A 14,594-nucleotide genomic window follows, 5' to 3' on the forward strand; every position below is an offset into this window, starting at 1 on the left:
GAGAGACTCGTCGGTCTCACGAGCCCCCTGGGCATTCCTCGGCACGGGCGCTCCTATCAAGGGTTGGCGGTGGCTGGCCTTAGTCACTTCAGGTGTTCAGCTCAGATCGGCCCTTTTTGGACACTACTCATGTGGTCAGGCTGCTTCGGTTACGGAGCGGGGTGGGGCGTCACGGAGCCGCCGGTTGTTCGTCGGGTGATGACCGGTGCATTGTGCACAGGGTTGCCGATCTTGCCTAGACTGCAGGTAGAGGCCCCACATCAAGTACCACGACTTCGATCTGGGTCGGTTGCTGACTTCGAGCCTGCGCTCGAAGTATTTCTGCCAGTATGTCGGCGTCCGGTTGCATTTTTTCTCGCCTGTACTCTGCTGCCGTCCAATAAACGATGTATATGGCGTGAGTTAATCCGGTCGGCGTTAGGTACTGATCGACTAGCTGATCGCCGATTGCAGTCAGTAATTCGCGATTGGTTACCAGTTTCGCCTCGAAGACAACTCTTCCCACCTCAGCGCCTGAAGAGGTTGCTGTGATGTCCATTCGTGTACCGACGCCCCGAGGTTTTGGTCGAGTTACTTGAATCTCCCGATCAATCACCACAGAACTTAGCAGTCGCAGGCGGAGTTGATCTTTTAGCCAATCCGAGATTGTGTCCTCGTTCTTGAGCTTTGCGTCTTTCGTGCCGGGTTCTCCGTCCCACAGACTTCGATATGCGGATAGGTCACGGATATCATGCTGGATCTGCTCCAGCTGTTCTAGTAAGACTATGAGTAAATCGCTGCTGTCGCGGATGAGGCGTGCGTCGCCCTTGGCGAATAGCTCCATGAGTGTCGAGGGGGTTATCGGTTTCCAATTTATGATGGCCTCACGTGTGGTGGCTTCCTGCAATAGATGACGGATGTGTTCGACGTACTGGTCGGAGCTTCCCGACTGAAGCGACCGTAGGGCAGCGACCAATCCGCGGCTGGCCATCGTCTGCAGCAGTGCTCGGATTGTGCTATGAGCTGTCGAGCCGTGGGTTCGCTCCGCGAAGCCTAAAGTTGGTTTGGGGTTGTCCTCGGACTTAATGCCCTTCAACAATTTCTCGGTTAAGTGCGTGAGAGAGAAGTCGGAAAGAGCTTCGCTCCTTATTGAATCGAGCTCATCGATTCTGTCAATATGCCCGTGCTGAGTCCATGCCGCCACCAATTCGTCAGGAGCCGATCGCGCGAGCATCCTGAAGGCGGTCGGTGGAACTTGATCTTCCGTAATCATCGCCTTCGCGATTTCAAGACCAACACCAGGTGCCTGTTCACCCAGTACTTTCAGAGCCTCGTCACGACGTTGAACCGGTTGTTCGCTACTGCGGGCAATGTGTTCGATCGAGGTGAGAAGGCACGCTACCGAATAATCAGCCAGCGGGTTGTCCGCGAAATACGCGGTATCCGTCCTCTCAATTCGTTCGCGCAGTACTCTGTCGATGGCGACTCGCCCGGCTTCGGTAGAGATTGTTCTAATTCGGCGCTTCCAAGTGGTGTCGGCGGTTTGGTCTGGCATCAAAATAATTGCTTCAGTCCAAATCGCGAGGGTGGCAGGCTCAATGACAAGAAATGTGTCAGGATAGTGCGCAGCCAGGGTTCCTACGAGGAAAACACCGGCCCAGTCCGGCATCGCGTCGTCGAGATTGAACCGTTCTGCCCCGTGCCAATTCGTCAAAACAGGCCGGATTGAGGAGATATAATCGAGCCCGTCTTTGAGTGTGGCATCCTTAGCCCCCTCAGTAAGCGTGGACCACATTGGCTTGAGCGTGAGGTCCCAGCCCGACATCAAGTCGGTGTCGACAGTATGGAGATCCCCGAGTAATGCAACTGGAACTCTCCACCAGCAGGTAGAATCCACGTGAGCCGCGGCCATTGCGTTATCGAGCAACGACGCCAGCTCCGGTCGCGGTGGAGTATCAGGCCCGGGTTTAATTTTGATGTCGTACGGACGAGTCGAGACTGCTTGGTGCCCCTGAAAGGCAGAGAGTACTTCGTATGCTAGATGGTCGTCGCCGATGTCGAGGACTCGTTCCGCAGCAGACGAACCATCGATATTCCAAGCCAAGTGCCGTAGCACCACGAGGGCCGGCCTAATTGCCTCCGGTGGCGCGTCTTGTACCCAATCGATCAGCCATTCGACGTCTTCACCGGTCAGCATTTGCAATTCGAGAACCGTGTAGTAGCTGTTCTCGCTGGCGCTTAGCGATGCTGCCGCCATAGCGCGGCGTTTGCTAGTATCCGGATGTACCTGCCACGGCACATCCAACGCTTGGAATACGTCGCCGACACTTAGAAGCTCAGGACTCAGCAGGATACCAACGAGTTCGGCAGCTTCACGGTTCATCGTCGTCCACACGCGTTCGAGCAAATTTCCAATTAGATAGCCGAAAACCCGGTCATCATGGCCCGTTTGCTGGTGCAGTACGTGGGTCAATGTGGGGATCAGGGTGCCGATCGGCAGCAGTTTGGGTAGACCGCTCAAAATTCTGAAGTAGTTACCGATAAAATTCGGGCTGCGCCGCGGTCGGATTGCTTCCCGAACAAGGTCATAGTTGTTTACTTCCTGCGCCATTACACTCATGGTTGCAGCAAGGATTTCGTCCTGCGGATCCTGGTCGGAACCCAAGGTCAACAGGGGGTTCAAATCGATCGTTCGATCGGCGGATGCTATCTCACCGAAGGACGTTACCGCCTCGGCACGAATGTAATCGGGCCACCTCGAGTCGAGGGCTATGGAAAGCACGTTGTCGGCAGAGTCGATGACCGTGCACTGTCTGGCAATTCGCGCTATCCAGTAGACAACCCATTCGTTCGTCGCGCAGGTGGCCGCGTTTGCGAGTTGTGATGCTAGGCCGGGGTGAGCGAGCGGCGATGTGTCAGTCCGCCATCCTTCGTCTATCTGACCGCTGGCAGCGCCGTCGATTAGCGCACGAACTACTGCTTCCTTAACCGAATCAGGGGCCAGTTCCAAACCGGACGTGCTCAGAAGCTGCTTGGCGTTGTCGGCGACGAGCGATGAAGGAACGGGGTTACCGAGCGTGAGCATCCACCCTAGGACTTCGAGTAATGATTCCGGCACTCGTCCGTTGGTGTTCGCGCCCAGAATTGAGACGAGCCGGGTTCCGGTCACTCCGCGTCGCGCAAGGTAGCGCGCTGCAAGGTACTCCGAGTACGACTGGTGGATGAAGGATACGGAACTAGATTCGCGGGTCGTGAATAGAGGACTGTGAAGTACTTCGCGAATTGAGTCCACGTCAAGATGGTGCAGGTCCGGCTCAGATTGAGTCGGTACGGATGTCACAGCAGTACTTCGGTGCAGGGCCAGCGCTGGAGTTGCTTCGGCAACTGATCGGGCGGTAGGACCAAGGGTGTAGGCACTGACACCGCACAGCATCGATATTGCTGCCAGTCTTTCCGCAATGAGAAGCCTGCGGTGGTCGTCGAGCTTTCCGGGAGTCCTGGTGGTACTGGTCTCTGCAAGCATCTCGGTCACGGCATATTGCATGGCTGCGCCACGGTCGACTGGAAGCCTGTTCGATGTGCGCCATTGGTCGAGTAGGTTTGTGGCGTGGAGGGGTTGGGCGAGCAGATGCGTGAGGCGGGCACCCTCGACGGCCGTCAGAAACTCTGCCGCGTCAGAACCAGCAAGTTCACGGATGTCTGCGACTCCTAGGGGAAGCAACTCCAACTGCTCGAAGCCAGGTAGCGAAGCCATCCCGGACGCCAGATCCGGCGTCCAGGAACCGGGCCTGCATGCGAATCGCCACTTGAACCGGTTAGATTCTGGTCGCTTCAGTTGGGTGGTCAGAATGTAACCGACGTTCGGATCGACCTGGAGAGCCTCGTCGATGGCGTCGATGAATACGGTGTCGGGCATTCCTGAGGCGGAGACTGCATCGCCGACGAATAGGCGGTCGAATTCTTCCAGCAAGGAGCGTCGGTCATGCAACCTCAGGTCGATACTCAGACTGTCTGGTGCACAAGCCTTCAGATCATCGAAGAGCGTGGTCTTACCTGCACCACCCGGTGCGAGCACGACGTACGAGTAGACAGCGTCGATGAGATCCTCCGCGCGACGCGGGTGGTTGCGCTCATCTAAATCGCGGCTAACCGCTTCCGCGCCGAGCAGCCCATGTTGGGTCCTCGGTACACGACTCTGGACCGGGGCAACCCATCTAGTGATGGAGTCACTGACGAATAGCTTGGGCGGAGTGCAAGTGCGTTGGGGCGTTTCCGTTATCTCGGGGCGCGTCATAGCGTTAACAGAATACGGTGCAGCTGCGCTGTGTACTCAACTATGGGCGATGTTCGTTGGCTACCTACCTCATCCGTTCGCTACGGGCGATGCTCAGGTCCTGGTTCCGCTGCGCCATTCGCTCACCTTAGTGAGAGGTGCCCAGCGTTAGTGAAATCTGGGAGCATGGCGGGCACGAGCGGCCGTCGACATGCTGTGCCAATAGTGGGCCCCGCAAAGCCGCTCGCAAGGATGACGGTTGCGACCGCGAGGACCGCGAACGCGCCGAGGGGCAAGTCTGAGATCGGCAGCCCCGCGGCCGGCAGCAGGCCGCCGGAAACTTTGGCACGATTGCGGCGAAAACCGGCCCAGGAGCGATGCAACGCGCGATCACACCTACGCTGTGGACTCACCACTCGAATCGAGTCGTCGCGGGGTCCGCATGATTTAATGAGTCATGTTTTCTGACCGATCTGTTGGCAAGGTAATCGCCGAGCGTGTCGCTGAACTCCTTTCCGCTGAAAGCAAGTGGAACGATAGGCAATGGCGTATTGGAACCGTCGAATCAATGAATGAATGCATCGCTGGTGCATCATCAAATGCGTCGGAAACAAGAATGCAATATGTAATAGGAACAGCACGTCGAATTATCGAGCGAGACCCGTTTTTGAAGGGTCGAGCGCGCGGAGGAGTGCTGCGGTCGATTCCAAAATCGAGCCTACTCAAGCCCGGTAGTCATTCATTTTTCGTGCTAAAGCATGAAATAGTTGACTTAACATCGAAGTACTTTGAAATGATCGACACAGGTGTTTCTGAACTTAATGAGTCGGATGCGGCCAGTGGTGCGAATGTCGACTTTAATCTATGGGCCTCCTATATTGCCGGTCATCTGCAAAGCTCGGGTCTTTCAAATGAATGGATCGTCAACCACCTCAACTACCACCTCAAGCACGATCCGAATGTCGTGACCCTCCAGCATACGTTGGCGCTCATTGGAGACTTGTGGAAGAAGGGGAAAGGCCCGTACACCTTTCTGATTCCCCTAACTGTCCGCGCTCGGTTTGATCCTCAAACCCCTCCTCCCTGGCTCTCGAAAGATGACTTTGAGAATGCTTTTAAAGAATATTTTCCAGATAAATCAAGTCCGTCACACGTTGGAGGATTTATCCTGACTGTAGACTGTTACGACAAGTACATGGCAGTGTCGGTCTTGATGGAGAAGTTGCAAACAATTGTTATGAAGGTCCGGGTCGCAGGCGAAACACGGAAAGCGTTTATGGATAATACAGCTTTCATGCATCCAGGCCAGGTTGAGGTTGATCTCGCATCTAATCAGAAAAGCGCAGCGGTGAACGTGCCAGCTCTGGACGTAGATGGTGGTATCAAGCTACTTCGCCCTCTTGAGGGCAAGCTTGAGGCAGCTCTTGATTTGCTTGCGTCAGTCGACGGTGTATCGAGAAGGTCTGCGTGCGTCACAGCTTGGGCGATGGTTGAGACACTATTTGCTGACGCCGACGACTTCGGGGGTTTGGCTATGATTGCCGACCGGGCCGCGGACCTCCTTGCATGCATGTATGTTGTTGACCTCTTTAACGGAATTGGGACTGGTCACCGAAAGACTGAGCATGATCATCTGGCGGACGATCTCAACGCTGCGAGCGAGAGTGAACGGATGGGTATAGTAGTCGACGCTTTCGTTTCCGGAGTGTCGATTCCGGGAGATTGGGAACTTGGGGCCGTGGAGTGTAGGACAGCAAAGGGGTTGATTGAAGATGTGAAGGGATTGACTGCGCTCAGGACTGAGTTTTCGGACGCGCTGAGGCGGTTGTATGACGTGCGCAATCAAATTGTCCATGCGGGTATTAAACAACCGCATGGATTGAGATTCATTTTTAACTCCGCGCTCAGCTTGCAGTCGGCGATCATGAACGAGGCGGTTCGCAACGCTTCGACGTCGAAGGAATCTACTGGGTTACTAGCTGCGAAATGTACGTGGTTGCTGAATCGAGTAGACGATGGTTCTAAGATCTCATCCCTTTCGGTCTTTCGGCAGTAGTCTTATACCGCAGCAATCTCCATGAACGCCCGGATTATCGGGACGGAAACGTAGACGACTAGAGAAACTTCTGATTGTCCGAAGGGAAGCCAGGGGTATGCTAGAAAGATTGGCCTCGTGGTGAGGACAAAGATCCGGAACCATTCCTCAGGCTTCGTTTTTGGCGAGGAGCGCGATTTTTTTCCGAAGGCCCGATCAGATTCTAACGCTTACCATTGAAATCGCCAGCTGCAACTCATCGCTGAGGTTGAGTCACCCTGATTGACGCTGCTTCCGGCACTTGAGAATACACCACTCTGGGTAGATTGATGTCGCTCCGTCCGCCGCATCTTTATGGTCTGACTGAAGTTTCCTCACCGTCGGACGGACGGTGACTGCAGCCAAGACGGAGCCTGGACGGTTCAGTGAGTACTGATGCAGAATTTGATTGCCGGTCCACAGGCCCCTCTGTTGGAGTCTATGTCATACAACTGCTGGAGACCTGTGTGCAGCTGCTCCAATGTTGTCGGTGCCCCGCGTAATAATGAAGCCGTGAACATCGAAAGTATGCTCCGAATGGATGACGGCAGCCCCCATGTCGTCCGGTCTGAGGACGTGCCGGCGCTGAGATACCTCGACGTAGCCGCGCGCGGTGAACTCTGGCAACGGGTCGGCCTCGTGCCTACACTCGAATGGCTGTCGCGCCTCTTCGCAGATTTGGATCTGTCGCGGATGACCGACAGCGACGACGACGTCGTGTTGGAGTTTCTATCGGGCGTGAGTGAACCTGCTCGCTCGCAAACCACGGAGATGCTCGCTCGTGGGCATGCAGTGCTTCACCCCGTGCCCTTGTTTCTCGCGATCAAGGAGGTCGTAGTCAGCGCCGATACAGACGGTGAGCTGAAACCGGCTAGTGATGAGATCCTAGCTGCTTTCCTGAGCCTGTCAGCTGAAGCGCACGAGGCGGCTATGCCAACGGCAGGTGCAGGATTCGACCAGACACTGGCCGAGATGACGATGAACCGCGTAACCCAGGCCGCGCTACTCCACTCTGAGCCGTTGGAGTTCCTGTCCGCGTCCACGGAGAGTACTTGGTTCCGAGGCTGGTCCGACAGGACCACGGCCAAGACCAAGCGTGATCTAGCTCTACACCCCGCTGCTCAGTGGGCCGAAATCACAGATGTGAAACTCGATGACTTTCTTAGTTTAGGTTGGCTCTTCTACAATCTTTGGAAACATGAAGGATTTACACGCATCGATCGAGACTTTTTTGTTCTTCACGCTGTCGCGCCGGAAGCAGTGCAGTTCCTCATCGATCACTGCACGATTTCGCTTGTGGAGCTGAGGGATCAGCTGACGATGGAGCGTAGTGCGGGTGCTTCATTGTGGACTCGATACAAATTACAGCAGACGCCGTTTGTTCGGATGGACGACGGCACCCTTTTGCCGATCAGGTTTCAATTTGTGGTGCAGCGAATCTTCGGTGACCACCTTTACCTCGAGACAGAGCATATGCTGAGGTTAGTGGATAAGAAGAAGGCAGATCACTACGCCGCGGCAATGCGAAATATTTTCGAGGAACGAGTTGGTGAAGTCTTACTGCGTATTTGTGAGTACGACGCAGACGGAGAAACAGTTCTCGTCGAAGAAGACGAAATGAAACGGGGCTGGCGTACAGCTAAGTCGAAGTTGCCGAAGATCTGCGACTTTGCGCTATTCCGCGGAAATGGATGCATTCTTGTCGACGCAAACATGAGACTGTTGCCGCAGCCATTCGCCGAAGGGCAAGCAACGATCGAATCGTTGGAGCAGGAGATCGAGCAACGGTTCACAACCACAAAGTTCCGGCAGCTGCTGAGCACGGTTGAGTTGTTCACGAACAGAGGGTGGAACAAGCTTCGCACGGCTGTAACAAGTCGGACGAGATTCGTCCCGATAGTCGTAGTTCCGGATGCGGGTGTACCAAGCGAGATAACCATGGAGAATGCGGTTTTCACTAGGGCGTTCGAGCTTGTTCGAAAGTACAACGACGGCCTGAATTACTTTAAGGTCCATGTGCCGGCCATTCTGACTTGGCGCGACTTGCTCATGCTGGACGGGTTGGCTGAACGAGGGATCGATATCTTTGCGGAGCTGAAGCGTTGGCGAAATATTCACCCGTTGGGAGCTGATGGGCGGGAGCGTCTTCCCGTGCCATTGCGAGAGTTCCTCGAAGGTCGCGACCTTACACCTCCGTTGAGTCAGGCGGAGCATAGGCGTGGTTGGGATCTATTCGAGCATCTCCGCAACCACGTCGAACAACGCGTGATCGACGCGGCTCCGCCGCACGTCCGTGACCACCTGACGAGAGAGTCCGCTGAGCGTCGAAGCCATATGCCAACATTCGAATCCCGTCACGAGTTCATCGAACTCAATGGTCGAGCCGTGCGTCGGACGGCTCGGGAACGGTAGAGTCTCGCGCCTGATTGCAGCTCTAGCCGCGAGGTAATCCGATCCGCGAGCTTCCTTGCGCACGAAACCGTGCGATTCGGAAGACACCATGTGGAGGCTCGACGGCCCGTTTAGGGTGGGACCGGGTCGGGACCTTGCAAATCGGCGACCACAAGGTCAACCTGTATCCCTCGTGTGTGCGACACGGACACGTGATCAGCCCGCAGAACCAGCGTTTCGCGCGACATTTGGTCGCCAAGCTGTCCAGACAGTGTCGGGACTGGTCTGCAGGTTCAGCGCTGGCTGCGACGGCGGCTCGTCTACTGCCGCGAAACCACGGCCTTGAGGCCCTCCCATATGTGGTGCCGCGGTCGTGGTCTTGCTCACTTTCGTGGGTAGAGGCTGGTTCTCTGGGGTCGGTTTGTCTCGCGATGGCGCGGACTGATGTTCGCGCGCAGTAGGTCAGCGCGGCGTCCAGCGTGTTCAATCACTCCGTCAGTGGCGGGAGGTCGGATCGCAACGGGTGTTGTGGCGGCGGTTGAGTTGGCCGAGTCGGCAGTTAGTATGGGTTTGGAACTGAGGAGGCGTCGGATGTCGATACGACGACCGTCAGGTGATCGCGCGCGGGCTATCGATGCTGCCCGCACCAACAGTGCTCTTGAGGGTGCCCATAGTACCGACGCGACCCGTGCGGACCAGGATGCCTATGTTCGCGGCGAGATCGACATCGCCGAGCTCGGGCATCGGGTGCGCAGCCGGTACAACCTCTCCTGATCCGGACCGCCTCGCGGTGGACGACGACGCACCCCCATGGGATACCGGTGACTACGACCTCAATTCGGCCGGGTATTTCATTCCGGGCTCTTCTGTGCTCGAAACCGCGTGGGAGCGACAACTAGGGAAACACTGGCCGCCGCCGAGAACGATCTCGTCGAAGTGCGGGTAGCCGAACTGCGGAACAACCCCAGTGCCGTGATGCGAACGTACGACCTTGATCACTTGAAGGCGTTGCATCAGCACCTGTTTCAGGATGTATACCTGTGGGCCGGTGAACTGCGGACGGTAGGTATCGAGAAAGAAAATGAGTCCTTCATGACGCCGGTCGACATTGGGCGGCCGGTCGCCTACATCGCTGCGCAGATCGCCGAGACGAAGCAGCTCCGTTCGATCTCGAACGTAGACCTACCCGGCCGTCTCGCGGAGATGTACGACTTCGTGAATTTTGCCCATTCCTTTCGGGAGGGAAACGGCCGCACGCAAAGAGAGTTCTTCGATCAGTTGTTGTCCGAGTCGGGGCGTGGTCTGGCGTGGGATGCGATCGAGCTGACTGAACTGCACCGCGCATGCCATCTTGCGCGGGCCGAGCAGAACATAGAACCGCTGCGAATGATGTTCGCGAAAATCGTCGATGACGATCCGGCATACCTTTTCGGCCGTGATATTTCGTGAACGGCGGTCATCGGGATTGGTGTTGCCTGCGGTTCGCAGTCCACGGCAATGGGCACTGCACGGGCAAGTTCTCTTCGGTGCGGCGTGTCCGGAGCGTGTCCTCGTCCTAATGCTGGGGTTCCAAGCAGTTCGAAGGAGCTCATCACCTTGAATCGTGGTGGAGTCGAATGTCCACGGCAGTCCGTTTAGCCGATGGGGGACCATACGGGACTCAGATGGACCGGGAGCAGGTCGCCGGTGGTCATCGTTTACTCATCACTTTGCGGCGCACCCGGGTGGATTCACGCGGACGCCGATGGTCACTCGATTCGCCGAACACCCAGCTCAACGGGCCAATGGTGGACGCGGGTGCATCCACTTGAATTGTTATCTCTTGTACAGCGGGTCCGGGGTTCGAATCCCTGATGGCGCACAACGAGTGCCCCTGAACAGTGTTTACGCTGGTCAGGGGCACTTTTTGTTGTCCGGATATGTCTGGGAGTCGGCGAGCTTCGCGAAAATGGACAGCTCCGTGACCTGCGGGTTCTCAAGCGGCGTAGGGAGTTTCGAGGACTTGACTCCCAATCGCAAATACTGGGAGTCAAGTTCCGGCAGCGATGCCGCTGACCTGCGGATTGTGGGCCGGATTCGCACCGCCGGGTAGCTGATGGACGCCTGTGGACGCTTGAGTCATCACTTACTCATCTTTTTGAGCCCTCAGAACCGAACGCGGCCAATACCCGTAGGCATCCTGCGGGAGGTGTTCGAGCAGTATCGGCATTGAGACGACGGACGAGCACGAGAAGAAATTGGCAATTCCTGCGGTGTCGAGACGGTTCTCGTGTTCGGTGGTGCCCACCTCGGGAAGTTCGAGGGTGTTGTTCAGTCCGCAGTCACCACGTGGAAATGATGGCTGCACCGACGGCTCGACGAGCTACATGTCGACAGGTGCCGCCGCGAGAACCGACGCTAGGCACCGGGCTTCGAAGATCGAGCGGCGAGGTAGCTGCCGACGTCCGGGGTCAGTGCCCAGGTCAGGAGGAGGTCCGGAGCTCAGCGAGGCCGACCGCCGGGATCGAATCAAGCGGATCGGATCGGATCGGACTGGCAAGAGGTGCCCTGCTGGTGCACCCCTCGACAGTGACTCCCCGACACAGGGTTTTGGCGATTGACTGGTCCATGTGAGTCGCGCTGAGCGCGAACGATCCGACGCGAGACGAGGAATGTGATGACCGATCGACCCAGGCAGGTAGGAGGTGGGCGGTCGATGTTCGGAGATTTCGCTCCGAAGCTCGCTGAGCTCACCGACGACGTACTTTTCGCGGACGTGTGGAACAGGCCCGAGCTCGCCGCCCGTGACAGGAGTCTGGTGACTGTGGCCGTACTCGCGGCGGGAGGCGACACCGCGCAGCTCGAGTTCCACCTCGGCCGCGCGATCGAGAACGGCGTGACGCAGAGCGAACTGATCGAGACGTTGACGCACGTGACGCTGTACGCGGGCTGGCCCAAGGGTATGGCGGCAATGGGCGTTGCCAAGAAGCTCTTCGGTGAGAATGGCAGCTCGGACGCGTCCTGAGGTCCAGCCCCTCTTGGGTAGGTATACGACAGAAAGTAGGCCCTCGATGAACATCGAACCCGCAGTTCCCACCACCAAGAACCCCGCCGAGCAGTTCGCCGGCGATGTGTGGCTGGACCCGATCGCGATGCCGCACGAAGCGAATCAGACGATGGTCGTTGCGACGGTTCGATTTGCACCCGGCGCTCGCACGGCCTGGCACTCACACGAGAACGGACAGTACCTGCGCGTCACGCAGGGAATCGCGCGATTCGGAAGCCGCGACGGCACGATCATCGAGGTTCATCCAGGCCAGACCCTCTACACCCCTCCCGGCGAAGAACATTGGCACGCAGCAGCTCCCGGCGTGTACATGGAGCACATCGCGATGCTTCAGAACGGTGAGGATCCGGCCACCACGACGACGTGGGCCGAGCACATCACCGATGAGCAGTACGAGGGCCGCTGATCGCAGCGGGGCCCCAACGATCGAGTCGGTCTCGTCGAGGACGTGGGAGGTATTCCCTGACAGGGGATCCCACTGTCCGGTTCGTCCGAACAACTCATGTCTCATCCAGCCGAAAACGTAAAGAGGTAAGCATGGTGAAGAAACTCTTGATCTCCTGGGTCGCAGCAGTCGGACTGTTGATCACGACCGCCGCCTGCTCGCAAGCATCGGACGAGGCAGGTAGTGACGGCCTGACCGGCGAGTGGCGGATGACCTCGCTCGAGGTCGGAACAGAGGGCGATCTGACACCCACACCGTATTCGGGGCAGGTCATCTTCACGGACGAGACGATGTCGGTACAGGCGATGAACCCGGACACGTCCGCGCCGGACACCCCCTTGACGGTCCAGGGATACGAGGCATACTTCGGTGACCTCACCACCGACGCTGATGCCGGAACCCTCACCGTCACAGTGGAATCGGCGGCAGTGCGCGATTTGATCGGGCAGACGTTCGAGCGGAACTACGAGGTCGACGGTGACACCCTGGTGCTGACACCGCGCGATCCCGCCGAAAGATTTCGCGTGACCTACGAACGACAGTCCGCGTCGTGACGGCATCGGCCGTGCGGAGCCGAGTCTTTTCAGGTCTGGTCGCGGCGTCCTCGGTTCTCGCGCTGGCGGCCTGTTCCGCCGGGACAGCCTCGGAGTCGACGGCTGAAAGGTCCAGCTCCACCAGCGCGAGCGTCACGATCCCGAATGTCACCAGTGCGAGTGTCCCCGCCACGGTCGACGCTGCGAACGAGCAGGTCGAGAACGGAGAAGCCATGCAGATCGACTTCCAGGTCGGCGAACGGATCTTCGTCGGAACGTTGAACTACACCGCGGCCAGCCGTGACCTCGTGGCCCAACTCCCGCTGACGCTGAATCTGTCCGACCACGGTTCGGTCGAGAAGACCGGGCCGCTGCCGGCAGAGTTGTCGACCGACGGAGCGCCAGGCAGCGCAGACCCGAACCCGGGCGACATCGGCTACTACGCACCGGGAAACGACTTCGTCCTCTACTACGGCGATCAGAGCGAGTTCCCAGGCATCGTCATTCTTGGCAGCATGGACGAAACAGGTTCGGACACTGTCGGTTCCATCGACGGTGATGTGACGGTGACCGTTTCACGTTCGGAGTAGCTCACTGCTGCGCAATCGGCACACATATCCCATCGATCAGACGGCTTCATCGGCCCCGATGGGATATGACGCGTCGGGCCTAGGGTGCGCAGATCTCGAGATCCTTGGAGTATCGAGGCGGTATTCAGCTCCAGTCGAGCAGGAACCGAGCGTTGATTGGCAACCCGTTCTCCACAGACGGTGCGCCAATATTCGCGAATACCGAAGAAGAGTTGAGAGACAAAACCTTTCGCGGGCTGTTGATCTGGGGAATGTCGGTGATCGCCATCGCCCCGCTAGTGGCCTGGATTCTCTCCGTTCTGCCGACCTGATCACGGACGGGCTCCGAGTCCACCGCAACAGGGCCGGAACGCAAGACCACGGAGCACGTACTCGCAGGGCCTCCCTCGCACGCTGACGACGCTCTACCGTCGAGGGTAAGGACCTGGCGCGGTATCTACGAGATGACGTGAGCTGTGATCGCGTGCCGTAGTTGTAACGGTAGGACAGAGAGAAGGAATTCGTGTCGCGTGTATTGATCACCGGATCGACCGACGGCATCGGCCGCGCCGCTGCCGAATCGCTGCTCGATGCCGGACATGAGGTGGTTGTTCACGCCCGCACACGGCAACGGTTGTCCGCCGTGGAGGACCTGACCTCCCGCGGTGCGTTCGGCGTTGTCGGCGACCTCGCTCACCTGGATCAGGTTCAGGACGTCGCTGAGCAAGCACACCGTATCGGTTCCATCAGCGCTGTCATCCACAACGCCGGTGTCATCGACGGGGCCTCGCTTCTGCCGGTCAATGTTGTGGCACCGTACGTGCTCACCGCCCTGCTTCGCGATCCGGGGCGGCTGGTCTTCCTCAGCAGCAGCATGCACCGGAGCGGGCATGCTGACCTCGTCGGCGCGGACTGGTCCGGATCGAAGGAAACGGCCTCGTATTCGGACAGCAAGCTGCTGATCACCACGCTCATGGCCGCGGTGGCCAGGCTGTGGCCCTCGGTGCTGGCGAATGCGGTCGATCCCGGTTGGGTGCCGACCAAGATGGGCGGACCGTCTGCCAGCGATGATCTCGAACTTGGCCACGTGACCCAGGCATGGCTTGCAATCACCGACGATTCGCAGGCTCATGTCTCGGGGCGCTACTGGCACCACCAGCGCACCGAAGCGCCCCACCCCGCGGTGCACGACGAACGATTCCAGAACGAACTGCTCGCTGCTCTCGCTCAGCACACCGGAATCGACCTGCAGCACAGCTAGATCGACCTGAAGGAGAACACCCT

9 protein-coding genes and 1 pseudogene are annotated in these 14,594 nt (G+C 58.0%); 9 read left to right on the top strand and 1 reads right to left on the bottom strand.

The features are described 5' to 3' along the window. Nucleotides 1-235: 235 nt before the first annotated feature. On the bottom strand, nt 236-4,273 hold the full coding sequence (locus tag ASH04_RS08050; RefSeq protein WP_156394503.1) for an NACHT domain-containing protein: 4,038 nt from the start codon (nt 4,271-4,273) through the stop codon (nt 236-238). Between the two features lie 436 nt (nt 4,274-4,709). Here ASH04_RS08050 and ASH04_RS08055 point away from each other — a divergent pair, with 436 nt between their 5' ends. The 9 genes and pseudogenes from ASH04_RS08055 to ASH04_RS08105 all read left to right on the top strand — a co-directional run bounded on the left by ASH04_RS08055 (nt 4,710) and on the right by ASH04_RS08105 (nt 14,571). After that, on the top strand, nt 4,710-6,308 hold the full coding sequence (locus tag ASH04_RS08055; protein ID WP_156394504.1) for a hypothetical protein: 1,599 nt from the start codon (nt 4,710-4,712) through the stop codon (nt 6,306-6,308). A 531-nt stretch (nt 6,309-6,839) separates the two neighbouring features. After that, complete coding sequence (locus ASH04_RS08060; protein WP_156394505.1) at nt 6,840-8,738, top strand: hypothetical protein; 1,899 nt, start codon at nt 6,840-6,842, stop codon at nt 8,736-8,738. Nucleotides 8,739-9,308: 570 nt separating this feature from the next. Continuing rightward, on the top strand, nt 9,309-9,491 hold the full coding sequence (locus ASH04_RS26105; protein ID WP_082519196.1) for an antitoxin VbhA family protein: 183 nt from the start codon (nt 9,309-9,311) through the stop codon (nt 9,489-9,491). Then, nucleotides 9,424-10,166: pseudogene (locus tag ASH04_RS08065) on the top strand (Fic/DOC family protein). Before ASH04_RS26105 ends, ASH04_RS08065 begins: the two are co-directional and overlap by 68 nt. 1,207 nt (nt 10,167-11,373) lie before the next feature. After that, nucleotides 11,374-11,721: a carboxymuconolactone decarboxylase family protein gene (locus ASH04_RS08080; RefSeq protein WP_057473250.1), complete on the top strand. Its 348-nt coding sequence runs from the start codon at nt 11,374-11,376 to the stop codon at nt 11,719-11,721. A gap of 46 nt (nt 11,722-11,767) precedes the next feature. Next, a complete protein-coding gene (locus tag ASH04_RS08085; protein ID WP_048318543.1) occupies nt 11,768-12,169 on the top strand; it encodes a (R)-mandelonitrile lyase in 402 nt (133 codons plus the stop codon). Nucleotides 12,170-12,300: 131 nt separating this feature from the next. Next, entirely contained in the window at nt 12,301-12,762 is a 462-nt protein-coding gene (locus tag ASH04_RS08090) for a lipocalin-like domain-containing protein (RefSeq protein ID WP_228139243.1), read from the top strand. Further along, nucleotides 12,759-13,331, top strand: a complete 573-nt coding sequence (locus ASH04_RS08095; protein ID WP_057473251.1) for a cyclophilin-like fold protein — start codon at nt 12,759-12,761, stop codon at nt 13,329-13,331. The genes ASH04_RS08090 and ASH04_RS08095 overlap by 4 nt, the downstream gene beginning before the upstream one ends. 502 nt (nt 13,332-13,833) lie before the next feature. Continuing rightward, nucleotides 13,834-14,571 (top strand): SDR family NAD(P)-dependent oxidoreductase, encoded by a 738-nt coding sequence (locus tag ASH04_RS08105; RefSeq protein ID WP_048318546.1) that lies wholly within the window; start codon nt 13,834-13,836, stop codon nt 14,569-14,571. Nucleotides 14,572-14,594: the final 23 nt, after the last annotated feature.

Source organism: Rhodococcus sp. Leaf233 (assembly GCF_001426165.1).
Lineage (GTDB): Bacteria > Actinomycetota > Actinomycetes > Mycobacteriales > Mycobacteriaceae > Rhodococcoides > Rhodococcoides fascians.

Coding starts and splice junctions, on each gene's coding strand:
- ASH04_RS26105 (WP_082519196.1), top strand. CDS start 9,309: ATGTCGATACGACGACCGTCAGGTGATCGCGCGCGGGCTATCGATGCT.
- ASH04_RS08055 (WP_156394504.1), top strand. CDS start 4,710: ATGTTTTCTGACCGATCTGTTGGCAAGGTAATCGCCGAGCGTGTCGCT.
- ASH04_RS08050 (WP_156394503.1), bottom strand. CDS start 4,273: ATGACGCGCCCCGAGATAACGGAAACGCCCCAACGCACTTGCACTCCG.
- ASH04_RS08085 (WP_048318543.1), top strand. CDS start 11,768: ATGAACATCGAACCCGCAGTTCCCACCACCAAGAACCCCGCCGAGCAG.
- ASH04_RS08090 (WP_228139243.1), top strand. CDS start 12,301: ATGGTGAAGAAACTCTTGATCTCCTGGGTCGCAGCAGTCGGACTGTTG.
- ASH04_RS08080 (WP_057473250.1), top strand. CDS start 11,374: ATGACCGATCGACCCAGGCAGGTAGGAGGTGGGCGGTCGATGTTCGGA.